The organism is Sorangium sp. So ce124 (genome assembly GCF_051525235.1).
GTDB lineage: Bacteria > Myxococcota_A > Polyangia > Polyangiales > Polyangiaceae > Sorangium > Sorangium atrum.
Genome location: NZ_CP150312.1, coordinates 10,164,333 through 10,188,533 on the forward strand (window position 1 = coordinate 10,164,333; position 24,201 = coordinate 10,188,533).

17 protein-coding genes are annotated in these 24,201 nt (G+C 72.2%); 9 read left to right on the forward strand and 8 right to left on the reverse strand.

The features are described 5' to 3' along the window. Window positions 1-9 precede the first annotated feature (9 nt). Window positions 10-4,638: a capsule biosynthesis protein CapB gene (locus WMF19_RS38210; protein ID WP_437894879.1), complete on the forward strand. Its 4,629-nt coding sequence runs from the start codon at window positions 10-12 to the stop codon at window positions 4,636-4,638. Window positions 4,639-4,915: 277 nt separating this feature from the next. Continuing rightward, complete coding sequence (locus WMF19_RS38215) at window positions 4,916-5,323, forward strand: Uma2 family endonuclease (protein WP_437894880.1); 408 nt, start codon at window positions 4,916-4,918, stop codon at window positions 5,321-5,323. A gap of 72 nt (window positions 5,324-5,395) precedes the next feature. On the opposite strand, the gene WMF19_RS38220 is transcribed toward WMF19_RS38215, so the two are convergent. Together WMF19_RS38220 and WMF19_RS38225 are read right to left on the reverse strand one after the other, a co-directional pair. Continuing rightward, window positions 5,396-5,758, reverse strand: coding sequence for a GFA family protein (locus WMF19_RS38220; RefSeq protein WP_437894881.1), 363 nt, complete (start codon window positions 5,756-5,758; stop codon window positions 5,396-5,398). Window positions 5,759-5,984: 226 nt separating this feature from the next. Further along, on the reverse strand, window positions 5,985-6,752 hold the full coding sequence (locus tag WMF19_RS38225; protein WP_437894882.1) for an SDR family NAD(P)-dependent oxidoreductase: 768 nt from the start codon (window positions 6,750-6,752) through the stop codon (window positions 5,985-5,987). Window positions 6,753-6,825: 73 nt separating this feature from the next. On the opposite strand from WMF19_RS38225, the gene WMF19_RS38230 reads away from it, so the two are divergent. After that, window positions 6,826-7,779 carry an ABC transporter substrate-binding protein gene (locus tag WMF19_RS38230; protein ID WP_437894883.1) on the forward strand — a complete coding sequence of 318 codons (954 nt, stop codon included), beginning with the start codon at window positions 6,826-6,828 and terminating at the stop codon, window positions 7,777-7,779. Between the two features lie 20 nt (window positions 7,780-7,799). Here the strand turns inward: WMF19_RS38230 and WMF19_RS38235 are convergent, their stop codons facing one another. From WMF19_RS38235 to WMF19_RS38250, 4 genes are all read right to left on the reverse strand, one after another. Continuing rightward, window positions 7,800-8,618 (reverse strand): hypothetical protein, encoded by an 819-nt coding sequence (locus WMF19_RS38235; RefSeq protein ID WP_437894884.1) that lies wholly within the window; start codon window positions 8,616-8,618, stop codon window positions 7,800-7,802. Window positions 8,619-8,812: 194 nt separating this feature from the next. Next, window positions 8,813-9,997: an aldo/keto reductase gene (locus tag WMF19_RS38240; protein ID WP_437894885.1), complete on the reverse strand. Its 1,185-nt coding sequence runs from the start codon at window positions 9,995-9,997 to the stop codon at window positions 8,813-8,815. A gap of 30 nt (window positions 9,998-10,027) precedes the next feature. Then, window positions 10,028-11,308, reverse strand: a complete 1,281-nt coding sequence (locus tag WMF19_RS38245; RefSeq protein ID WP_437894886.1) for a putative metal-binding motif-containing protein — start codon at window positions 11,306-11,308, stop codon at window positions 10,028-10,030. 246 nt (window positions 11,309-11,554) lie between these two features. Continuing rightward, window positions 11,555-12,016 (reverse strand): PIN domain-containing protein, encoded by a 462-nt coding sequence (locus tag WMF19_RS38250; protein WP_437894887.1) that lies wholly within the window; start codon window positions 12,014-12,016, stop codon window positions 11,555-11,557. Between the two features lie 238 nt (window positions 12,017-12,254). Between WMF19_RS38250 and WMF19_RS38255 the strand changes: the two genes are divergently transcribed. The 3 genes from WMF19_RS38255 to WMF19_RS38265 all read left to right on the forward strand — a co-directional run bounded on the left by WMF19_RS38255 (window position 12,255) and on the right by WMF19_RS38265 (window position 14,807). Beyond that, on the forward strand, window positions 12,255-13,655 hold the full coding sequence (locus tag WMF19_RS38255; protein WP_437894888.1) for a hypothetical protein: 1,401 nt from the start codon (window positions 12,255-12,257) through the stop codon (window positions 13,653-13,655). A gap of 163 nt (window positions 13,656-13,818) precedes the next feature. Continuing rightward, entirely contained in the window at window positions 13,819-14,376 is a 558-nt protein-coding gene (locus WMF19_RS38260) for a hypothetical protein (RefSeq protein WP_437894889.1), read from the forward strand. 119 nt (window positions 14,377-14,495) lie between these two features. Then, window positions 14,496-14,807, forward strand: a complete 312-nt coding sequence (locus WMF19_RS38265; RefSeq protein ID WP_437894890.1) for a hypothetical protein — start codon at window positions 14,496-14,498, stop codon at window positions 14,805-14,807. 53 nt (window positions 14,808-14,860) lie between these two features. On the opposite strand, the gene WMF19_RS38270 is transcribed toward WMF19_RS38265, so the two are convergent. Beyond that, complete coding sequence (locus WMF19_RS38270; protein WP_437894891.1) at window positions 14,861-16,258, reverse strand: cytochrome-c peroxidase; 1,398 nt, start codon at window positions 16,256-16,258, stop codon at window positions 14,861-14,863. Window positions 16,259-16,738: 480 nt separating this feature from the next. Here WMF19_RS38270 and WMF19_RS38275 point away from each other — a divergent pair, with 480 nt between their 5' ends. Next, window positions 16,739-19,537, forward strand: coding sequence for a protein kinase domain-containing protein (locus WMF19_RS38275; RefSeq protein WP_437894892.1), 2,799 nt, complete (start codon window positions 16,739-16,741; stop codon window positions 19,535-19,537). A 5-nt stretch (window positions 19,538-19,542) separates the two neighbouring features. After that, entirely contained in the window at window positions 19,543-21,390 is a 1,848-nt protein-coding gene (locus WMF19_RS38280; protein ID WP_437894893.1) for a PEGA domain-containing protein, read from the forward strand. Between the two features lie 19 nt (window positions 21,391-21,409). Here WMF19_RS38280 and WMF19_RS38285 read toward each other — a convergent pair whose 3' ends face one another. After that, the gene (locus WMF19_RS38285) at window positions 21,410-21,901 is read right to left on the reverse strand and encodes an FHA domain-containing protein (RefSeq protein WP_437894894.1); all 492 of its coding nucleotides are present in this window, start codon (window positions 21,899-21,901) and stop codon (window positions 21,410-21,412) included. A 336-nt stretch (window positions 21,902-22,237) separates the two neighbouring features. Between WMF19_RS38285 and WMF19_RS38290 the strand changes: the two genes are divergently transcribed. Further along, window positions 22,238-24,184 (forward strand): ribonuclease R family protein, encoded by a 1,947-nt coding sequence (locus WMF19_RS38290; RefSeq protein WP_437894895.1) that lies wholly within the window; start codon window positions 22,238-22,240, stop codon window positions 24,182-24,184. Window positions 24,185-24,201 lie beyond the last annotated feature (17 nt).

Here is a 24,201-nt window from a genome sequence, read left to right on the forward strand (position 1 = left end):
GGAGGCGCCGTGAGCTCGCGCGAGGCGCCTGACTCCTGGACCTCCGCGCCGCGCTCGATCCTGGAGGTCATCGAGGACAGCCTCCCTCAGATCGAGGTGCGCCTGCGCCCGCGCGCCATCGCCGCGGTCGTCGCACGCGTCACGGCCGACCTGGGCGACGAGGAGTACCCGAGGCCCGCGCTGCTCGCAGCGCTCGCCCGGTGCGCGGACGGCGCGGCCGCCGAGGTCGATCGGCTGCGCAGCGCCGAGTCCGCGCTCGTGCTCGCCTACCAGTCGGCCGCCACCCCCGCCGAGCGGCGCGAACTCCTCGCCCGGCAGCTCCGCGTCTGGGCGCGAGAGCGCAAGCAGAGCGAGAGGAGCGGCGCGTCCTCGCTGCTCGGCTGGGCCGTGGCGCGCGTCGAGCAGGCCGGCGATCTCTCGGCGCTCGGCCGCAACCTCGACCTCGAGGCGGCCCAGGAGCGCTTCGCCACCGCCATCGCCGACCGGCTCGACGAGATCGAGGTCGCCTACCACGCCCTCACCCACCTCGCGCAGCACCTCGACGACCCGTCCGACGCGCTGCACGTGGCCCGCGACGGCGGCGTCCTCCGGCTCGCCATGGCGCACGCCGAGCCGAGCCGCCCCGCGCCCGTCCGCCGGGCCGCGCTGCTCGCCGCCGTCGCCCTCCTGCACCGCCTCCCGGCGCGCGAGCGGCTCGGCCACCTCGGGCTCGACGCGGCCCGCTCCGTGCTCGCGTGGTCGCGCGGGGTCAACGCTTCCCGCTGGGTGCAGATCGCCGCCCTCGAGATCGGCGTCCTCCTGTTCCCCGACGAGGCGTTCTCGCTGCTCGCCGAGCGTCTGCGCGCGCGGGACGCCGCCGACAAGGACGGTCCCATCCTCCGCCGCAACGCCCTGCGCCTGCTCGGCGCGGCGGCGCGCCCGTCCGCCCCGGTGATCCCGCTCGACCGCGCGGGGCGCCTCGCCGGCGCCGCGCGGGACCCGCGCCGCTGGAGCGGCGCGCAGGCCAGCCGCGCCAGCAGGTCGAGCATCGCGCCGGAGACCGCCGCCGCCTCCGGAGGCGCCCGCGAGGGCGCCGAGCCGTCCGACGCGCCGGCGCCCGACTCGGCGCCCCGGCTCAGCGCCGATCCCGCCGCCGGCGCGCCGCCTGCCCGCGTGGCGCCCGCGAGCGTGGACCCGCTCGCCATCGCGCTGCTCGCCCGCGACGACCCGAGCGAGCACGTCCGCCAGGAGCTCGTGCGCCAGCTCGTCGAGCTCGGCGGCGCGGAGGCCCTCACGGCGCTCGTCGAGCTCGCCGAGGGCGACGGATCGCCTCGCGTCCGCGGGTACGCGCTGCGGGAGCTCTCGCGGCACGCGACCGACCACGCGGACGCCGCCCCGTTCGCCGAGCGCGCCGTCCGGTTCGCCCTCGCGAAGCCGGGCCCGCCGCTCGCGTCCCGCGCGGCCCTCGAGGCGGTGCGCACGCTCTGCGCCGGGCCCTATGCCCCGCTGCCTCCGGGGACGTTCGTCGAGCTGCTCGCCGAGTTCGCGAGCCGCCCGGCGATCTCGCCGGACCTGTCGGACGAGGCCGCCGCCGCGCTGCGGCTGCTCGAGGTCGAGAGCCGCCCGGTCGCCGAGCACATCCGCCAGACGCTCCTCGCCGCGGCGTCGGAGCTCCTGGAGGGCGAGAGCGCGCCGGTCGAGCTCCCGGCCGACGCCGAGCCCAGGGACGTCGAGCGCGCGCTCGCGGTCGCGTCGCGCGGCGACATGACGTACACGCTGCGGCGCCGCGGCCGGGGACGGTACCTGCTCACGCGCGGCGAGCCGCGCGGCTTCCGCCTCTGGCGGCTCGTCCACGAGATGCGCACGCCGATGCCGGACAAGCGCAAGGGGTGGATCCACACGAGCGGCCGCCTGTTCGCGGGCGAGCTCGTCGCGCCGCCGGTCGGCATGGCGGAGGTCACGCCGACGCGCGTGCCGGGCGAGCGCCACGTGTACCCGCCCGTCGGCGGCTGGGGGCCGTTCGTCCCGCGCATCGACGATCTGCTCTCCGCCGCCAGCCTGACCCAGCGCGAGATCCGCCTCATCACGGCGCGCGGCACGGTCACGGTGCGCGGCCCGGCCAAGCTCGCGCACCGGCTGCGCGCCCGCGCCCTGCTCACGCTGCGCTACGACCGCTACGCCCAGGCCCGCATGCGCGCGCTCGTGGCGCAGGAGCCGGCCGAGCAGAAGAAGTTCACGCTGATGACGGGCGAGCTCGGCTTCACGGTCGCGCTCGGCGACACCGGGGGCGAGGTCGAGGGGCGCCCCTACGCGATCGAGCCGCACCTGCCGGTCAAGTACCTCGCGGTCGCGCTGCCGTCAGCGCTCCAGAGCGGCCGCGACTGGCTCGCCGGCCCGTCGGTGCCCGTCTGGATCGACGGCTTCTTCTCGTACCTCGTCTCGCCGGCGGGCAACGTCCCGACGCAGCTCGCGTGGATCGTGTTCCTCGTCCTCGCGTACATGGTGCTGCGGGCCGCGTGGATCGCCGCGCAGATCGAGCGCGCCCGCCGGGGCATCCCGCTCACGATCGGCGGCTGGGGGACGCGCGGCAAGAGCGGCTCGGAGCGGCTCAAGGCAGCGCTGTTCCACGCGCTCCGCTACGACGTCGTCGTGAAGACGACCGGCTGCGAGGCGATGTTCATCCACGCCATGCGCGACCTGCCGGCGCAGGAGATCTTCATCTACCGCCCGTACGACAAGGCGACGATCTGGGAGCAGCGGAACATCCTCACGGCCGGGCGGAACCTCCGCGCCCAGGTGTTCCTGTGGGAGTGCATGGCGCTCCAGCCGCTCTTCGTGGACACGCTCTGCTCCGAGTGGATGCGCGACGAGATCACGACGCTCACGAACGCCTACCCGGATCACGAGGACATCCAGGGCCCCGGGGGCGAGGACGTCGCCCGGGTGATCGCGCGCTTCATGCCCACGGACGGGCTGTCGTTCACGACGGAGGAGCAGATGCTCCCGCTGCTCAAGGACCAGGCGCAGCGGAAGGGGACGAACCTCGTCGCGATCCCGCCGATCGACGCGGACCTCCTTCCGGTCGACCTCCTGGATCGGCTCCCGTACCAGGAGCACCCGCGCAACGTGGCGCTGGTGCTGGCGCTCGCGGACCATTTCGGCGTCGATCGCGAGTTCGCGCTCGTCGAGATCGCGGATCACGTGATCCTCGATCTCGGCGTCCTGAAGACGTACCCGACGGTGCAGTACCGGGGCCGGAAGCTCACGTTCTCGAACGGGATGAGCGCGAACGAGCGCGCCGGGTTCATGTCGAACTGGACGCGGCTCGCGTTCGACAAGCACGACATGGACACGACGCCCGGCAAGGCGACGGTGATGGTGGTGAACAACCGCGCGGACCGGGTCGCGCGGTCGCGCGTGTTCGCGCAGATCATCGTGGAGGACATCGGGGTCGATCACGTGGTGCTGATCAACTCGAACCTCGGCGGGATGATGCAGTTCATCACCGAGGGGCTCGACGCGCGGCTCCGGGACATGGTGATCACGGGCGACGGGGGCAAGGAGCGCGCGCTCGAGCGCTTCGACGAGCAGATGAAGAAGGTCGGCATCCCGGCGCGGGCGGGCGCCTTCGAGGAGGATCTCACCCGGATGCTGCGCGCGCTGCCGGCGATCGACGAGGCGGCGGCGGCGGCGATCGTGGGCGGCCCCGGGGTGGCCGGGAAGAAGGGGGAGCCCGAGGCGATCGAGGCGGCGGTGAAGCAGGCCCTGGAGGCGCACGCGCCGCCGGCGGGGGAGGACGACATCCGCCCGGACATCATCCACCACGCGGCGCGGCTGTCGCGGCGGCTCGCCCGCCGCGACAAGGCGCGCGCGGAGGTGGAGGCGGCGCTTTCGCGGGGCGCGGACGCCGAGGCCAACCAGGCGTTCCGGGTGGCGTTCCGCGAGCTGTGCCTCGAGCGCATCGCGGTCCTGTGGAACGCCGACGCGAAGGGGGACAAGGTGATCGACTTCATCACGCGCGAGATCCCGCCGGGGTTCGACGCGCGGCTGATGGGGTCGCAGAACATCAAGGGGACCGGGCTCGACTTCGTCTACCGGTGGCTCTCGATGGATCGCGTGAGGACCGCGATCGAGCGGATGCAGAGCAACGCGTCGGCGCGGCGCGAGGTGCTGACGTTCTTCCTTTCGTACTCGGACTTCGGCCTGATCGATCTGCGCGAGGCGCTCGCCGCGACGCGCGCGGCGAAGGAGCAGGGCGGCGCCGGGTGGGCGGAGCACGCGAACCTGATCGACGGGGCGATCCGCAGGCTCGAGGCGCTCGACAAGGAGAAGACGGCGGCGCTCGTGGTGACGGGCAAGACGGGGGTCGGGACGAAGGTGCTGCTCCGGATAGAGCAGTTCGTCGATCACATGGACTCGGTGCGCCGGACGCGGTGGGCGAAGATCGTGATGGACGATCTGTTCGCGATGCGCATCGGCCACGGCCAGGCCGCGCTGCTGCTGCGGGAGATCGTGGGGCGGCAGAAGGGCGGCTGGCTGGCGAAGGATCTCGCCAAGTGGGTCGAGAAGCGCAGGGCGTGGCTGGAGAGCCGCCGGAAGAAGCAGCCGAAGAAGGCCGAGCCGACCGCGCCGCCGGGGGCGGCGGCGGAGCCGGGGTGACGGGGTGGAAGCGGGCAGCCGGGGAGGGGAGCGCTGCTGCCGTCGGCGGGCGCAAGCGTGCTATCCTCATGAGCCGTGATGGCTGGCGCCGCCGTTGCTCGGGACAGCTCGGACAGCCTCAGCGATGAGGCGTGGCTGGAGCTCGCCGAGGACGAGCCGGGCGAGCTCGTCGATGGCGTGCTCGTGGAGGAAGAGGTGCCGGACTGGATCCACGAGACCGCCGTCATGTGGCTCATCCGGGTGCTCGGCGCGTGGGCTGCGGCCCGCGGGGGGCTTCGTGGCCGGCTCGGAGCTCAAGTACCTCCTCCGCAAGGGCAGCGGGCGCAAGCCGGACGTCTCCATGGTGCTGCCCGGGCAGAGGCCCCCGCCGCGGCGCGGGCCCATGCGGCGCCCGCCGGACGTGATGATCGAGGTGGTCTCGCCGCGGCCGCGCGATGTCCACCTCGATCGCATCGAGAAGCTGCGCGAGTATGCGGCGTTCGGCGTGCGCTGGTACTGGCTGCTCGATCCGGCGACGAGGATGCTGGAGATCTATGAGCTCGGGCCGGACGGGCGCTACGTGTGGGCGCAGGCAGCCGCGGGCGGACGCGTCGACGCGGTGCCGGGGTGCGACGGGCTGGTGGTCGACCTGGACGAGCTCTGGGGCGAGCTCGACCGTCTGGGGGATGAGGAGCCGGCCGAGTAACCTTCTCCGGCTCAGCCACCGGCCGGGTCATTCCACGAACCGGGGATGAATTCGGGCGGAACAGGGGCGCGACTACAGGCTCTTCCCGTCGAATTTCATCGTCTTGAGCGTGTCGATATCGACGTCGTCCAGGCAGCGGACGTTGATGGCGCACATCTCCTGTCCGTTGGGACCGACTCCCCGCGCGAACGACTCGACGCCGCAGACCGAGCAGAACACATGGTGAATGACCTTCTTGTTGAACTGGTAGTCGGTGAGGACGTCGCCACCCTCCTTGAGCGTGAGCTGGTCCACCGGCGCAAAGGCCAGCATCGCGCCCAGCTTCGAACAGCGCGAGCAGTTGCACATGACCACGGGATTGCTCAGGTCCACCTTGACCTCATAGCGAACCTTCCCGCAGTGACAGCCACCTGTATAGGTCTTGATCTCCATCATGCGCGCATGGTGCCACAAGGAGCTGGCCGCGTGACGCAAAAATGCGATGTGTCGTGGCGGGCTACACCTCTACACCTGGGCAAAAGACGTTCCGCACCGAGGCATCGCAGCGGCATGCGCCGGCGCCGGCCTCGGCCTCGGCCGCGCTGCATTGCATCCTGTCGGAAACTTTTCTCGACTCAGGCGGTCTAACGGCGCCGCTCCTCGGCGAGGGGCTGTGCCCCGCCTACTGCTCCTCGTAGTTCCACGTCAGCCCGCCATCGACGAAGTACGTCGAGCCGGTCACGTAATCGGCGTCCGCCGAGGCGAGGAACACGGCGAGCCCGGCCACGTCCTCTGGCTTTCCCAGGCGGCCCAGCGGGATCTGAGCGAGCAGCGCGCTCAGCTTGTCGCGATCCTTGAGCAGAGCGGCGTTGATCGCCGTCTCGATCGCGCCCGGCGCGATGGCATTCACGGTGATCCCGGTGCCGCGCAGCTCCACGGCGAGCGTGCGCGTGAGCATGCGGACGCCGCCCTTGCTGGCGCAGTACGAAGCGAAGTGGGGAAATGGAAGATCCTCATGAACCGAGCTGATGTTGATGATCTTGCCGGGGCGCCCCGACTCGCGCAGGTGACGGACCATCGCCTGGCTCCCGAAGAACACCGCTTTGAGGTTGGTGTTCATGACCGCATCGTAGTCCTCCTCGGTCACCTCCCAGAACGGCGCCCGCTTCTCCATCCCGGCATTGTTGACAAGCACGTCCAGCCGGCCGAAGCGCGCGACGACTTCCTGGATGAGCCCTTGCACGCTCTGGACGGAGGCGACGTCGACGGCGAACAGATGACCTCGCCTCCCAGCGGCCTCGACCTCGGCGAGGGCCTCCTCGGCGCCTTCCTTGCTCTTGTGGTACGTGAGCGCCACGTCGGCGCCTTCCCGGGCGAACCGGACAGCGATGCTGCGGCCAATGCCCCGGCTGCTCCCTGTGACCAGCGCGATCTTGCCTTGCAGTCTCATGGGGACCTCCTGTCTTCACGAGCATTGTGCCCGCCGCGCCCCGCGGGGATCGCCAGGAGATAGAATACCGCGCATGCGCATCGCCTCCCTGCTGCCGTCCGCGACCGAGATCGTCTGCGCGCTGGGCGCGCAGAGCGAGCTCGTCGGTGTCTCTCACGAGTGCGACTTCCCCGAGGGGCTGACCGGCCTCCCGGTGCTCACGCGCCCGCGGCTCAGGCCGGCGCGCTCCAGCCGGGAGATCGACGCCGCGGTCCGCGACGTCCTCCGGGACGCGCTCGCGGTCTATGACATCGATCTGGACGCCCTCCGCGAGGCGCGGCCGGACGTGATCGTGACGCAGGACCTCTGCGACGTCTGCGCGGTCTCGTTCGACGACGTCCGCGCGGCCGTCGCGCGCCTTGCGCGGCAGGACGTGCGCATCATCAACCTGCACCCGACGCGGCTCGACGACATCTGGGCCGACATTCGCCGCGTCGCCGAGGGGATCGGCCGCGCGGCAGGCGGCGAGGCGCTCGTCGACCGGCTGCGCGCGCGCGTGGCCGCCACCGCCGCGCGCGCGGCCGCGGCGCCGGGCAGGCCGCGCGTGCTCGCGGTCGAGTGGATCGATCCTGTCATGATCGGCGGCACGTGGATGCCGGAGCTCATCGCCCTTGCAGGCGCGGAACCCCTCGTGACGCGACCCGGTGAGCACGCGCCGACGCTCTCGCCGGCCGCTCTCGCCGCGCTCGATCCCGACGTGGTGATGATCAAGCCGTGCGGCTTCACCCTCGAGCGCACGCTCGATGAGCTCGACCTCCTCCCCCGCGTGCTGCCCTGGGCGACGTATCGGGCCGTGGCGCAAGGCCGCGTGTACGTCGCCGACGGCAACGCCTTCTTCAATCGCCCTGGTCCCCGCATCGTGGAGTCGCTCGAGATCCTCGCGGCCTGCGCTCACCCGGCCGTGTTCGCCGACGCGCGCCGCGCGCACGCCCGGTCGGTGGTGCGGATCGACGCGGAGCTCCGGCGGCACGCGTTCGAAGACGACTGACCCCGGCGCCTCCAGCTGTTCTATCGTGGGGCCCGGCCGGCCGCCTTGGACGCCGGCGGGCGTGCCGCCTGCCGCGTCGAGTCGAGCTCCTTGCGGAGCGCCGCGAGCTCGCGCTCGAGGGCGGCGATCTGCTTCTGCTGCATCTGGATCGCTGCCACGGCCATGCTCGTGTATCCGTACAGGTCGACGTGGTCGCCGTCGCTCGCGACCGCCGGGCTCGCCGGATTGTCGTCGATGATGAACCCGAGATGCTCCCGGCCGTGCCCGCCCTCGTGGTTGTAACGCCAGGTCGCGAGCGGCGTCGCGACGAGCTCGTCACGCACGCGCGCGAGCTCGGTCTCCGGCAGATACCGGATATCGTGCTTGTACCGGGCGCGGGATCTGGGGCAACCCCCAGGACGCTGCGTAGGATCGTCGCCGGTGCAGAGCAGCTGCGCGTTGCAGTCGTTCGCGGGATCGCATGTCGCGTCCGGCTCGGCGCACGGGGCCCCCTCCTTCTCGTCGGTGCACGGCTTCACCCCGTCGCGAGGCCGGTGCCCGCTGCATACCGGATCGCCGCATGTGAGATACCACCTCAGCTCCTCCGCCCCGCCGCCGGTGCCAGCTCCTGCGCCGCCCGTGCCACCACCCGCGCCGCCGCTGCCGGCGTCCGCGCCGCCGCTGCCAGCACCCGCGCCGCCGGTGCCGGCGCTCGCGCCGCCGGTGCCGGCGCCCGCACCGCCGGTGCCTGCGCTCGCTCCGCCGCTTCCGCTGTCCCCTCCGCCGGAATTGCAGCCCGCCCCTGCCGCGAACGCGAGCGCGCAGAGGAGCGCCATCGTCCCCGTACCGTGAATGCGCATGAGAGACCTCCTTGGAACGACTGTCCCCGACCCACCAGGGGAGGATGTCGAACAAGGGCAGGACGCGGCAAGAACCGTGCGCTGTCGGCCGTTCCCGCTTTTGCAACGCGGGGGCTCGCCTCCGTGGCCGACGGAGGCGCGCGCCGGGCTCACCCGCCGCGGAGCCGCTCGCCGCGCTCGCGCGAAGCTCAGACTCAGTGTTTGCCGAGGCGCCTCACCTCTTGCCCTGCGAGCAGCGCGTGCGCCTCCGCCAGGACCTCGGGGATGCGGTGCCGCTGCGGCGCGCCCGCGAGGGCCTGCGCGAGGTCGAGCTCCCGCACGCGATCGGCGCGGTTCCCCGGGAACCAGTGGCCGCCGCCGCCGAGGAGGTTGTACCGCATCTTGCCGTAGGCCGTCATGTCGAGCGCGCGGGCGAAGTTGTACAGCCGCAGGATCTCGCGGATGTTGACGTGCCCGGGGACGGCTTCCCAGTCGGGGAGGCCGACGTGCCATGTCTCGAGCCACGCCCGGCCGAGCACCCGCTCCAGCTCTTCGTCGATCCGGCGCAGGATCGGCGCCAGCGCGGCCTGCGCGGCGCCCTCGCCGTCGAGCAGCGGCAAGGCCTTCATGTGCTCGTCGAAGTCGGACGGGCGCGCCGCCCCGACGCTGATCGTGTGGACCTCGGGACGAGCGAGGCAGAAGAGGTCATTGAACACGATCGGCGAGAGCGGGGCGCAGAGCCGCACGAGCTTGTCGCTCGGCTCGTACAGCCTGCCTCCCTTGTCGGTGGGGCTGATGATGAAGACCCCCATGTCCTGCTCGGCCGCAGCCTGGATGGCCGGCCAGGCGAGCTGATTCACGTAGTACCAGTGCAGGTTGACGTAATCGCATCGGCCGTCCTGCACCATGGCGGTGATCACGCGCGGCGCCGCGTGCGTCGAGAACCCCACCGCGCGCACGCGGCCTTGCCGCTTCAGCTCGAGCGCAGCGTCCAGGCAGCCGCCTTTGCGCAGCGACCACGAGAGGCGCGTCTCGTCGTTCACGCCGTGGAGCGCGAACAGGTCGACGTGATCGAGCCGGAGGAGCTTCATCGACCGCTCGAACGTCGCAAGGAACTTCGCTGGATCCGCCTCGGGGCTGACCTTCGTCTGGACGATGATCCGCTCGCGCGGCAGCGTCGGCAGGATCTTCCCGAGCTGCTCCTCGCTCGTGCCGTACCCTCGCGCGGTCTCGATATGATTGATTCCAAGCTCGATCGCCCGCTCGATGCACGCCTCGATGTTGCGCTGGCTCGCGGGCGAGATGGGGTCCTTGTCGTTCCAGGATTGCTGGTACCGCATCCCTCCGCACGAGAGGACAGGCATCTTGATCTCGGTGCGACCGAAGCGGCGGTAGAGCATGCGTGTCGACCTCAGGCTCGGAAGGAAGGCTTACCGTAGGGTGCCACTCTTCCGCAGGCGCCGCAACGCGAGGAGGGCGAACGGCGAGGCGAGCGTGAGCAGCCGCCACGGAGACCCGCCGCCGGGGGCGCCGGCGTCGACGGCGCAACCGCCGCTCTCCGCTCCTCCCTCGTCCGGCGCGCCGCCGCCCGCGGAGCCCGTGGAGGCAACGGCGCTGCCGGCGCCTCCCGCGCTGCCGGTGCTGCCGCCGCTCCCGGCCGTACCGCCGCCGGTCCCGCTGCTGCACGTGCCGCTCGGGCAGCCCTCGCCGGGCGCGCAGAGGCCTGGGTCCTCGTCGACCTCGCCGTCGCAGTCGTCGTCGAGCGCGTTGCACACCTCGGCGGTCGGTTCGCCGGGCGTGCACGACCCAGGGGTGCACGCGCTCGCTTCCCGCGCGCACATCCCGACGCCGCACACCTCGCGCACGCCCTCGTCGATCCGGCCATCGCAGTCGTCGTCGGCGAGATTGCATATCTCGGGCGCGTCCGGGTGGACGTCGGGGGATCTGTCGTTGCAGTCGTTGGAGCTCGGCGCGTACCCCTCGGGGGGGCACTTCGCCGTGACGGTCGCGCCGAAGAACGAGCCGTAGCCGTCGCCGTCGGCGTCTTCATACTGCGTCGTGACCGCGAGCTCCTCGTCGATCTCACCGTCGCAGTCGTCGTCGATCTCGTTGCACGCCTCTTCCTGACCGGGATGGATGTTGACGCTGTAGTCGTCGCAATCGCCGCCGCGGTCGGCGTGATCGGCCGGCCGGGTGCAATCGACCCTGGGCGCGCTGGAGTCGCCGTATCCGTCGGCGTCGCGATCGAGGTAATACGTCGTCCCGGTGCATCCGTAGGCAAACGCTGTGTCGGCGGACGAAGCGCCGTCTCCGCGCGGGCTGTTGTCGCCGTTGGCAGCGAGGGCCCACACCTTGACGACGACCCCGCCCGGCGCGCCCGGCGCGATCCACTGCGCGTCGAAGCGGACGACCCCGCCGCTCGCTCGCTTCGGCGCGTCGTGGACGAGCTGGTGCTCGTCGATGAGCTTGGTGCCTTGACCGTTGATGGGGGAGAGCCGGCCTGTTTCGGTGAGGAGATAGACGCCCCCGGCGTTGATGTTGGCAGACCGGATCTGCACCTGCAGAGTCACCGCCTCGCCGGCCGCCGGGTTCTTGGGGCTATAGTCGATGGTGATGTCCGGCACCGCGCCGCCGGTGTGGCAGCCGTTGCACCCCTCCACCGCCATCCCGGAGCGGCGGGCGTGGGCCTGCGACGCAGCCAGCGTGGTCAAAAGGGCCAAGCTCACCGAGAGGACCGGTGAAATAAGCGATGTACTTCGCATGCGCCTCGCCGCGCAGCTCAGGCCCGCGAGCTCCGCGCGCTCCGCTGCGACGCTCAGGGATAGCTGCCCTCGCCGGGTGCGACAAGTGCATATGCACGGAGTGTAAACTTGCGCCGTGGCCATCCAGAGATGCTGTTTTTCGACGTTTCTGGGACGGCAGGTATCGTGAAGCGCATTGCCGCTCGCTGCAACGCGTTATCCGAATTCGAACCGAACGTGCTGCGGCCTTGTCACATCGCAGACAACACCGTGGTACTTGAGGAGCCCTTCGTCGAGCGTCACCACGGTCGCATCCGCGCGGCGGGCGGCCCACAGATACACGAGGTCGGTCGCGTTGGCGAAGGGCCTGCGGCCGCGCATGCGCCTCGTCAGCTGGGCGAGGAACTCCGTGATGGCGCCCGCGTCCTCGGGCGCGACAAGCTCGATCGCGAGGCCTCCCAGCGGGCTCGCGGCCGCGGGCGCGGCCCGCCGCGACACCGCGAGCCGTTGCTCGGCGACGTACACCTCGAGCCATAGCTCGGGCGGCGCGAGCACGCGCGCCGTGTCCGCGGCCACGGCGGCGCGGGCGCGCTCGAGAAAGGCGAGCGCGTCCGCGTGCCCGGGCTCTGCGGGCTTCATCGAGGCGATGGCGACGGAGCTATCGAGAACGATCCGCATGAGGCCTCATCGGTAGGGACGTGCCCTCGCACCGCTCCAGATCTGCCCGGCGGGCCGGGTGGTTTGGTGACATCGAGACCCGGTATCCAGGACCACGGCCAGATGGAAAGTCGACCGGCGGCGAGGGCCGAGGCCGCATGCCTGACGGCGGGGCGATGGCACACGCTGGCACGGCGGGCTCGCTCGGCGGCCGAAACCACGTGTGTTCGCCCGGTACATGCCTTGCTTGTCGCCGTCCATGCGAAACCTCCTGCTTCGAATCCTGGTCGCGTCCCAGTGGGGCGCGAGCCTCGCGCTGGTGTCGGGCTGCGGCACGCATGTCGAGTCCGGCTCCAGCTCCAGCGCGCCTGAAGGCGCGGCGTCGGGGGTGAGCTCCAGCTCGAGCTCGACGGGAGGCGCGGCATCGGGGGTGAGCTCCAGCTCGAGCTCGACGGGAGGCGTGACATCGGGGGCCGGCGGAGGTGGCGAAGTCGATCCTCCCGACGCCTCGGCGCCGCTCGATCCTTATCCGGATCCGACCTGCGTTGGGCCGTTTCACGATGGTGGCTATTACGGCCAGTGCTGTTACGAGGTGCACTGCACGGCGCCGGTCGGCGGCGCCTGCCCTGCGGCGACCGAGGCTGCGCCGCACCTCGACGACCTGCCGCCCGGCTCGGGGACGTGCACGTGCAGCGCCGAGGGAGAGGGCGCGGCCGGGTGGATCCAGGGCCCCTACGCGAACCGAACCGCGTCGGATCCGGCGAGCTGCTGCTACCTCGTCGGTTCCATCTCGTGTGAAGGGCGCCCTCTCCTGGTCCGCGGCGAGCCCCGCGTCGCGCCGCTCGCGCACGCCCCGAGCGCGTGGTCGCAGACCGACGTGCGGCGCTTCGAGCGCGCGCTCGCCGACACCGACCTGAGCGAGCTCGCGCCCGCGGAGCGCCGCGAGCTCGCCCGGCGCTGGGCCGAGCGCGGTCAGAACGAGCACGCCTCGGTCGCCTCCTTCGGCCGCTTCGCGCTCGCGCTGATGGCGCAGGGCGCCCCTCCCCAGCTGCTCGAAGCGGCGCACCGCGCGGCGCTCGACGAGGTGCGGCACGCGCGCCTCGCACTCGCGATCGCGTCGGCGTACGCGGGGGAGCCGGTGGGCGTCGGCCCGCTGCCCCTGCACGGCGCGCTCGACGACCTCGGCTCGCTCGAGGCCCTCACCCTGGCGACCGTCGTGGAGGGCTGCGTCGGAGAGACCCTCTCGGCCATCGAGGCGGAGATCGCGGCGCAGGCGGCGCAGCCGCCGGCGGTGCGCATGGCGCTCCAGGCGATCGCCCGCGACGAGGCGCGCCACGCAGAGCTCGCCTGGGCGTTCGTCCGCTGGGCCGTCACGACGGGCGGCGCGCGCCTTCGAGAGCGCGTCGCCGGGGCCTTCTCGCGCGCGCTCGACCAGGTGGGCGCCGGAGCGCCGGGCATCGCAGACAGCGATCTCCCGCCCTCCCACGGGTTCCTCGCCGCCGACGAGCTCCACCGGCTGCGGCAGCAGGCCGTGGCCGACGTGCTCCGCCCCGCCGCCGCCGCGCTCGTCGACGAGCGTGGCTCATCCGCCGGCCGCGAGTTCAGCGGCGCTCGCGGGAATGCCGTGCTGCGCGGCGGCGCGACGTACCTGTCGACCTGAGCTCTCGCCGGGCAAACGCCGTTATCGTGGGGGCCGCGCCGGGCCCGACCTCGCGGACGCCGGCGTGCAGCCGAGGCGGCGCGCCTGCGACGACCTGGATCATGGAGCGCAGTCAAGCCCTGGGCACGATCTTGCTTGGCGCGTCGCGACGAGGTGGAACGACATGGCTACTCTCTCGACGTCTGCATGGGTGCTGCATGAGCTCGGTCTGGCCGCGGGGTTCGGCGGCCCCCTCTTCGGTCGGCTGGCGTTGCGCCAGGCGGTCAAGGATATCCATTCCGAGGCGGAGCGGGGCAAGGTGCTCTCTGACGCCTGGCAGCGGTACAACCTCGTCAATGCGATCTCGCTCGGCACCGCCGCGGCCACCTGGTTCATCGGGCGGACGGTGATCTCGGGGCGATCGATCGACCGTGAGACCCGCGATCTCGTGCGCTTGAAGGACATCCTCCTAGGCGCGACGCTCGCCACGAGCGTCGCCAGCATGATGGGCGGACAGCAGATGCGCGAAGAGGCGCCCGACGGCGGGGCGCCCCTCCTCAGGGAAGACGAAGCGCCGGGGCCGCGCTCGCGCGCGAAGGCCACGGCGCGGCAGCGGCTCCTCGGCGTCATGGGGCCGCTCAACATCGCCCTCACGGCGGGCGTGATCGGCGTGACCACGGTCCTCGCCATGAAGTCCGGTCGTTCGGCGAAGTGGAGCCTCCTCTCCCGCCTTCTGCCTTGATCTGCGCCCTCCCGGGAGCTGTCGCCGGAGCGAGCCGGCGCACCGCCCAGGCGGCCGCCTACCGGCGCCCACCTGGGCCGCGCCGGCGCGCGGCGTCGCTCTCGTGATACGGTGGGCCGATGAAGGTAATGACAATGATGGTGCTCTCTCTTATCGCCCTGGGCTGCAGCGACGAGCACGGCGAGGAGGAGGGTTGCCCTGAGCTCTGCGAGCAAGCCGTGGAGTGCCCTGGGGACGCAACGACGGAGCAGAGCTGCCTCGCGATGTGCAGCGCCGATACGGAGGCCGCCGAGGAGGCTGGTTGTCACGACGCCTGGGATTCGTACCTCGAGTGTCGCAACCACGCCGAGGACAACTGCGATCCAGCGAAGTATGACGAGGAGTGCAGCATCCAGAAGGAGTCGCTGAACAGCTGCCTCGACCGCAGCTGATCCGAGGTGCCGGCGGGCGCTCGACCGGGTGAGCGCCGCCTGCCGGCCCGCGGCTACTCGAAGCGGTGGACCTCGCGCCCGCTCGGGAGCTCCTCCGGGATGAGCGCCTCGAGCCGCTTCGGCGTGGCGCGCGGGTCGAGCAGCGCTTCTCCCACGAAGGCGCAGAGCCAGCTGATCTCCTCCTCCGTGAGGTCGATCGGCTGCTCCAGCAGCGGGTCGACGGCGGCGAGGACCGGGGCGAGCGGGCCCATCTGGCCCCGCAGATCGCGGTCGAGGTGCTTGTTCGTGTACTCCGTGGCCGACGTGTAGACGTCGAGGTGGTGGCGGATGGCCCCCTCCAGCGACGTGAACGAGCCGTTGTGGAAGAACGTGGGCTGGAGGGCGACGTTGCGCAGCGGCGACGTCCTGAACTTGTACCGATCGGCCGGATCGCCCGTGACCTGCTCCAGGCCGAAGTCCTCATCGGCGTTCGGGCCGTCGAAGACCACGTTCGAGTGCGCCGGATCGTCGGTCGGCGCGATCTGCGGCACGCCGATCGCGTGCTGCTGGAAGTCGCTGAACATCTCGTTCGACTCCCCCGACACCGCGTGGCACCTGACGCACCCCGCCTCGCCGAAGAAGAGCAGCGCGCCGCGCTTCTGCTCCAGCGTCATCGCGTTCCGGCGGCCGCGGGCGAACCTGTCGATGGGCGCGTCGGCGAACGTGAGCGACATCTCGAACTCGGCGATGGCGGCCGCGATCATCTCGTAGGTGATGTCGTCCCCTCGCTTCACCGCCCGGAAGCTCTTGGCGAACCGCTTGCGGTACGCCTTCACGTCGTTCACGCGCTCCGTGACCTCCTCGCGCACGACGTCGTGCGACTGCGGCGCCTCGTACCCGGTCATCTCGGCAACCTCGGTCGGCGGGATGAACGCCTGGGCGTTGAGCAGGTGCGGGAGGGAAGAGAGCGACGTCCCCTCCGGCGCCGTGAACGAGAACCCCTGGCTGTTGTCGAAGGGGTCGCCGGACACGGCGAAGAACCGAGAGTTCCACATCAGCGTGGGATAGAAGGCCGTGTTGATGATGGTGGGGGCACGGCGCTGGTTGCGCGGCCCTGTGCGGTGCGGCCCGACGACGCCGTTGTTGTCGATGCCGATGGCGATCGACTGCGTGTCGGCGAAGCCCGCAGTCGGCGCGTGGCACCCTGAGCACGAGTTGTCGTCGTTCAGGCCGAGGAGGCTGTCGAAGAACAGGTCACGCCCGAGCTTCGCGAGCTTCTTGTCGAGCTTCCGCCCGAGCCGCGACTCCAGCGCCGACTCGATCTCTCCGGTGAAGCCGTGCCGGGCGAGCACCTTGGCGAGCCGCTCATCGACGGAAGGGCCCTTGGCGCGCGCAGGCCGCGCCAGGACGAGCGTGAGGACGAGAAAGGCCGTCAGGGCGGCGAGCGCGCGCCCGAGGGATCGCAGGGTCATGGTGCCTCCAGCTCCCCCGGCGGGGGAGGCGCACATCGGGGTGCGCGCTTGAGATCAACCAGTCCTGCTCAGATCCTGATCGAGCGGCTGTGAATCGGATGATGGGAATCTAAACTCGCGAGCTTCCGGTCGGCAAGACAAATTAGATAAATATTCCATGATTCAAAGGGCTTACTGCGTGTCCTCCCGTGTTCTTGCGTGTCCCCGCGTGTTCTTGCGTATACCCGCGTATCCCCCCGTGTTCTTGCGTGTCCTCGCGTGTCCCCGCGTGTTCTTGCGTATACGGCGGTCCGTTCATCGCATTATCTGCGGTTGTCGCGCCTACATTCGGCGGTCGCGCCGCGCGGCGCCGCGCGTGGCGTCGTTGTAGGTGCGTGGCCGGCGCTCCGCGGCGGTGCGGCGCCCGCGCCCAGCGCGCCTCCGAGGTCGCGTGGCACTCATGCTTTGTGGGGCGCGATGGGCCGTCGTATGCTTGAGGACATGGGCCGGACAGCACCTCTGGCGGATCCGACGGCGCTCGTGGGGGGCGCGCTCACCGGCGGATATCGGATCGTCCGCGTCCTCTCCGCGCAGGGCTTCGGTGTCGTGTTCGAGGCCCGGGGCCCCTCGGGTCGCCGCGTCGCGCTGAAGGTCTTGCGGCCCGAGGTCGTCACCGAGGACACGCTCTCACGGCTCACCCGCGAGGCGAGCGTCACCGCGAAGCTCGACAACGCGCATGTCGTCCCGATCGTCGATGCCGGCCACGACCTCGAGCGCGATCTCGCCTACCTCGTGATGCCGCTGCTCGACGGGACCGACGTCGCCGCCCTGCTCGCCGAGACGGGGCCGCTCGCGCCCGAGGTCGCCGTGCGGATCGCGCTCCAGGCCGCCGCGGGGCTCTCGGCGGGGCACGCCGCGGGCCTCGTCTACCGCGACGTGCGGCCGCCGCGCATCTTCCTGGAGCACCTCGCGAGCGGAGAGATCCTCGTCCGCGTCTTTGGCTTCGGGCTCTCGAAGGGCTGTGACACGGCCACCTCCGCCCCCGGCAAGGCGGCGAGGAGCACCGGTCCTCTGCGCGAGGAGTCGGGGCCGCGGGACCGCTCCGCGGACGTGCGGGGCGACGTGTTCGGCCTCGCGGCGACGCTCTACGAGATGCTCTGCGGCGTTTCGCCGTGGGCCGAGCTCGACGTCACGGCGGACACCGCCGAGCTCGGCCCGACGGACACGGCGGCGGACGCGCCGGCGCCGTCCCTGGCGCAGTTCCCGTCGATCCAGGACCGCGCCCCGTGGATCGAGGCGCGCCTCGCGACCGCCCTCTCGCTCGCGCTGCACAGCGACGTGGACCGGCGCTACCCGTCGATCGAGGCGTTCGCCGAGGCGCTGCGCGCCGCGTCGGGCAGCGAGGAGAGCATCACCATCGACATGCTGACGCCGCTCGATCCCGAGCTGCGCGAGGCCATCGCAGAGCGCGCCGGCGCCGAGACCGATCCGCTGGTCGGCCGCGAGCTCGGCGGCCGGTACGCGGTGCGCCGGCTGATCGGGCGCGGCGGGATGGGCGCCGTCTACGAGGCGGAGTCGCCCGAAGGGCGGCGGGTGGCGGCCAAGGTCATCTTCAAGAGCGCCGTCGGGCAGGACGACCACGCCGTGCGCCGCTTCATCCGCGAGGCGCGCGCGGTGACCGCGATCCAGAGCCCACACGTGGTCAAGACGTTCGAGCTCGGCATGGACCTCACGCTCGCGACGCCGTTCATCGTCATGGAGCTCCTGCACGGCGTCGACCTGGCCAAGCTCCTCAGGATGCGCGGGCCGCTGGAGCCGGAGCCCGTCGTGCGCGTGTTCATCCAGGCCGCGCGCGGGCTCGCGGCCGCGCACGCCGAGGGGATCGTGCACCGGGACATCAAGCCGGCGAACCTCTTCCTGCACGCGCCGTTCGAGGGCGCGGCCCAGCGCCCGTCGACCTCGATCGCGCCGCCGTCCACCCGGCGCGGCCCGCTCGCGTCGGCGCCGCCGTCGACCCGGCGCGGCCCGCTCGCGTCGGCGCCGCCGTCCACCCAGCGCGGCTCGCTCGCCGCGGGGCCGCCGTCGGTCCGGCGCTCGTCCGGCTCGGTCCGCCCGCCGCCGTCGGGGCGGCGCCCGTCCGGCTCCATCCGCCCGCCGTCGTCGAGCGATCGCAGGATCGTGGTCAAGGTGTGCGATTTCGGCATCGCGAAGCGCACGGGGGACGGCGTCTCGCACGAGCTCACGCGCGCCGGCGGCGTGCTCGGATCGCCCATCTACATGTCTCCCGAGCAGGCGAAGATGGCGAAGGACGTCGATCACCGCTCCGACATCTGGAGCCTCTCGGTCTCGCTCTACCAGGCGCTCTGCGGGAGCTGCCCCTGGGATCCCGACGCCTCGCTCGCCGAGCTCCTGCTCGCGATCTGCACCGAGCGCGTGCCGCCGCTCTCCGGGGCCGCGCCGTGGGTCTCCCCGGCGCTCGCGGCCGTCGTGCACCGTGGCCTCCAGCGGGATCCTGCGGAGCGCTGGCAGAGCATGGAGGAGCTCATCGCCGCGCTCGAGCCGCACGCGGAGGGCTCCGGCGCCGTCACGCTGGAGCAGCTGCGGGGCATCGACCCCGAGCGGCGCGCCGGCGCCACCCCGATCTCCGCGCTGCGCGAGGAGTCCAGGCTCTCGCGATCGGTCGAGGGGGAGGAGCGCTCCATCGGCGGCAGCTCCTTCACCGCGGTGAACGCGCCTTCCGGCGCGACACGGCGGCGCTTCGTCGGGGCGGCGGTCACGGTGGCCGCCCTGGTCGCGCTCGGCGGCGGCCTCGCGCTGCGCGCCTCGACGGGCGACGAGCGGGGCGCGTCGCCAGCCGCGCCGAGCGAGCCCGCGCTGCCCGTCGCGGCTGCGCCTGCGCCTGCGCCGGCGCCTGCGTCCTTCACCGCCGTCGTGACGCTCCCGAAGGATGCGACGGCGCGGGTCAACGGCGCGGCGCGCTCGGTGAACGATGGCCGGCTCGACCTGACGGGCAACGCCGGCGACACGTTCGAGATCGAGGTGACCCGCGGCGAAGCGACCACGAAGGGGACGGTGTTCATGCTGAGCGACGGCACGATCCGCCCCGATCGCATCGATCTCCAGCCGCCCGCGCCGGCTTCTGCGTCGGTCGCGGCCTCCGAGCCTGCCCCGCGCCGTGACAGGAAGACCCGCGCCCCGCGCGGCGCTCTTCCCATGGCGGACCCTGCCACGCCCTCCGCCACGGGGGCGCCTGCGGCTCCGCCGGCTCCGACCGCGGTGGTGCCGGTCGACCGGTGGTGAGACCGATGTCGCGCGCCCGTCGCGCCCTGCGGCGCTGCCTTGCGGCGTGCGCGCTCGCCGTGGCGAGCGCGGCGCTTGCGTCTCCGGCCCGCGCGCAGCCCCCGCCAGCGGCTGTCCCGGGCGCGCCACCCGAGCCGCCTGCCTCAGCGCCCGCGTCGCCCACGTCGACCGACGAGGCGCTCGCCAGGGCCAAGGCGCTCTTTCAAGAAGGGAACGAGCTGCGAAAGATCGGCGACTTCCAGCGCGCGCTCGAGCTCTACCTGAGATCGCGCCAGGTCGTCGCGTCGGTGCCCAACACCCTCAACGCCGCGTTCTGTCTCGATCAGCTCGGGCGTTATGACGAGGCGCTCGAGCTCTACGAGACGCTGCTCACGGAGCTCCGCGCGGAGCTCGGCGAGCCGGAGCGCCGGAGCGTCGCGTCCGCGATCGCCACGCTGCGAGCGCGGATCGGCAGCGTCGTCGTCTCGTCGAACGTCGACGGCCTGGTGCTCATCGACGGGAGGTCGCGCGGCCGGCTCCCCCTCGCCGGCCCGGTCCGGCTGCTCCCCGGGGATCACACGCTCCGCGTCGTCAAGGACGGCTGGCACACGTTCGAGCGGATCCTGACCGTCCGCGTCGCCGAGACCACGTCGGTGGACGCGAAGCTCGATCCTCTCGCGAGCACGGGCCGGCTGAAGATCGAGGACGAGCGGCTCGTCGGCGCCGATCTCACCATCGACGGCGCGCTGATCGGCCAGCTGCCGTGGGAGGGCGCGCTCGCGCCTGGCCCGCATTTCTACTCGGTGCGCAAGGGCAATTTCGGCTCTGCGCCCCGCGAGGCGAGCGTCATCGCTGGGCAGCTCGCCGTTGCCACGGTCGAGGCGGGGCCGCTCGGCGAGGAAGTCCGCGTCGTCGCCCAGCCGCTGAGCGCGGAGCTGACCATCAACGGCGTCCCGGTCGGCAAGGGGCAGTGGCGCGGGGCGCTGCCGCTCGGGCGCCACACCTTCGAGGCGCATGAGCCGGGCTATTTCGCGCGCACGCTCCGCGCGACCGTCGACAGGACGACGACGGGCGACATCGTCCTGCCGCTCGCCATCGACGACGCGCACCCGCGCTGGGGTCGGAGGGTCGGCGTCTTCCGGCTGGAGGCGACCGGTGGTTATGCCTTCGCCTCGTCCCTCGAGAGCGACGCCGAGCGGAGCTGCGAGAGCTACAGCTGCTCGGGCATCTCGCGCCCGTCCGGCGTCCTGGCCGGCGTGCGCGGCAGCTACCAGTTCCCGATCGGCGCCGCCATCGAGCTCACGGCCGGGTACCTGAGCCTCCGCACGACGCTCGATCGCTCGCTCGACGCGACGTACGCCGCTCCGGGCGGGGGCAACGGCAGGCTCCCCATCCGCTACAGCTTTCACGACGACATCGGCATGGCCGGCGTGACGGTGATCGTCGGCGGCAGCTATTACTACGGGCTGTCGTCGTGGCTCGACGTCGGCGGCGCGCTCGGGCTCGGCGTGGTGCTGGCCGAGATGAGCGACGAGGTGACCGGCACGGCGTCCGACGCGGAGAGGACTGTCGGCGTGGCCGTGCAGAACGCGGGCAGGGCCGTCCGCGCCGCCGCCCCGTTCGCGATGCCCGAGCTGAGGCTGCGGCTGAAGCTCGGGCGCTTCAGCGCCAGCGCGGGCCTCGGCGTCGGCTTCTTCCTCGTCGACGGCCCGCCGCTCGAGACGGGCAACACCTACGTGGTCGGGGCCGCCGAGTGCGACCCGGCGCACCCCACGGTCGACTGCGCGCCGGGCAAGAAGGTCGTGTTCGAGGAGCTCGCCCACGGCACGTTCACGATGTTCTTTCCGAACGTCTCCGTGGGATACCGGTTCTGAGCGCCGCCGCGCGCGGCGCTCACCGGTTCGCCTGATCCCTCGCGAGGCGCGCCTGCTCGCGCACGAGGTCGAAGAGGGCCGCCGCATCGAGCAGCGACGTCGTGAGCCGGCCGAACTGGATCACGTCGCCCACCGCGACCTCCTGCGGCTCGCTCTCGGAGAGCACCTTGCCGTTCACGCGTGTCCCGTTCTGCGAGCCGTTGTCGATGAGCACGAGCTGCCCCTGCTCATTCCGCCGGAAGTGCGCGTGCAGCTTGGACACCGAGGGGTGGCGCAGCACCACGTCGCAATTGCGCGTGCGGCCCACCGAGATCTGGTCGAGGTAGGGATTGCCCTTTGCCTTGACGAGCTGGAACACCTCGCTCGCTGGACCGGGCGGAGGCGGCGGCTTCCGGTGCGCCGCCGGCGATGCGGCGACCGTCCGGAATGCGATCTGCTGGTTGTCCGGACCGGCCTCGGACACCACGAGGAGCAGGTTCGTCACCTGGCGGACGAAGCGGTCCCGAGGCATCACACGCGCTAGCTCGATGATGTCCCCTGCGTCTTCCACGATGTGCCGAGTATAAGCCGATCCGGCGCCGCGGACCGTCCACGGAGGCACTTTTGCCGTGGCGTCGCGCCCACGCAGCGGGTCCCGGTGCACGTGGAACCGCGAAGCCGCCCGCACGTCGTCGCAGCGCAGCGCGAGGCACCCTGGGCCCCGAGCGCATCTCGGCATGCAGCGCGCGAGGCCACGGCGTCGCGCCGCTGCTTGTTTACCGTGTTGCAATAATTCTGTGACATCAATGCGGGCTCGGCGGGCAGCTTGTGCTCGAACGCGCCGGGATCTGGCGTACCTTCCGCGCCTATGCACGCACCCGTTCGTGGACGCATCTCGGTCAACCCCCGTGGCTTCGGGTTCCTGAACATCGAGGCCTCTCCGGAGAAGGCGGGGGGGCCGGGCAGGCCGGGCTGGGCTGCCCTCGGCTCGGCGACCGCCTTCATCGCGCCGCCCGATCTGAACCCGTTCCTCGACGGCGACGTCGTCGACGCGGTGGTCGTCGAGGCGGAGCCGGGCCGCTTCAGCGCGTCGCAGCTCGCCCTCGTCCAGCGCGATCGCGCCGAGCTCTTCGGGACGGTCGTATCGCACGCGAAGCGGCCGCACCTCCGGGTCGATCGCCTCGTCTCCAACACGGACTGGCCGTTCAAGCCAGGCAGCGCCGACGACCTCCCCGAGGGCGCCGCGGTGGTCGCCGTCATCGAGGGCGCGGCGGTCGTCCCGGCGCGCGTCGTCTCGTCGAGCGCCGACCTCGGCATCGAGCGTTGCCTCGCCCGCAACGGCGTGCGCGCCGTGTTCCCGGGCGAGGTCCTCGAGGCGTCGCGCGCGTCGGTGGCGGCGGTGTCGGTCGAGCGCGAGCTCGCGCGCGGCCGCCGCGATCTGCGCGACGTCATCACCGTCACGATCGACGCGCCCGTCACCACGGACATCGACGACGCCGTCTCCGTGCTGCCCGCCGGGCCCGACGGGGCGCTCCGCGTCCTCGTCTCGATCGCCGACGTGGACGCGTTCGTCCCCGAGGGCTCGCCGCTCGATCTCGAGGCCCGCGCCCGGGGCACGAGCGTCTACCTGGCCGGCCGCGTCATCCCGATGCTCCCCGACGCGATCTCCAGCGAGGCGGCGAGCCTGCTCCCGGGGGTCGATCGGCTCGCGGTCACGGTCGAGCTGCGCATCGACCCCGAGGGGGGCATCCGGTCGATCGACCTCCACGAGAGCGTGATCCGCTCGCACGCCCGCCTCTCGTACGACGCCGTCGAGGAGTTCCTGACGACGGGCCGCTCCGCCGGCATCCCCGAGGCGGCCCGGCCGGTCGTGCGCTGGCTCCGCACCGCGGCCGCGCGGCTGTCGACGGTCCGCGCGGCGCGCGGCGGCGTCGAGCTCGATCGCGAGGAGGCGTACGTGACGCTGGACGCCGAGACGCGCGAGCCGACCGGCGTCTCGCCGCGCTCCGACACGGGCGCGCACCGCCTCATCGAGCGGCTGATGGTGGCGGCGAACGAGGCCGTGGCCAGCTGGCTCGTGGCGCGCGGGCTCCCCTGCGTCTTTCGTGTCCATGACGAGCCGACCGAGGATCGCATCCGCGCGCTCGAGCAGTTCGCGCACAACTTCGGCGTCGAGGCCGGCTTCGGCGCGCGCCTGAGCCCCCTCGGCCTCGCGGCGTTCGAGGCGCAGTACAGGGGCTCCGAGCTCGCGCCGGGCATCCGCACCGTGCTCGGCAAGGCGCTCGGCCCTGCCCGGTACACGGCCGCCGGAGGCCTGCATTTCGGGCTCGGCGCCCCGCTGTACCTGCACTTCACGTCCCCGATCCGCCGCTACGCCGACCTCGCGGTGCACCGCGTGGTCAAGCGCTACCTCCAGGGCCACCGCGACCAGCGCGTCGACGCCGAGGCGCTCGCGTCGCTCGCCCACCACCTGAACGCGCGCGCGCGCAGCGCCGCCAAGGCCGAGACGGAGCGGCACCGCATGCTCGTGGCGCGCCTGTTCGCCTCCCGCGTCGGCGAGGAGATCGAGGGCAACATCGTTTCCATCAAGCCGTTCGGCCTCGTCGTCCAGATGGTCGAGTCCGGCGCGACGGGCACGATCGCGCTGGAGGCGCTGCCGGGCGGCCCTTATCGGATCGACGTCGCCGCCCAGGCGCTGGTCGGCGCGAGCCGTCGCTACGGCGTCGGCGAGCCGATCCGCGCCGCCATCGCGGCGACCAACGAGGAGCTCGGCCGCGTCGACCTCGTCCCTGCGGGCGCTCGCGGCGCCCCGTGACCGGGGCGGCGGCTCCG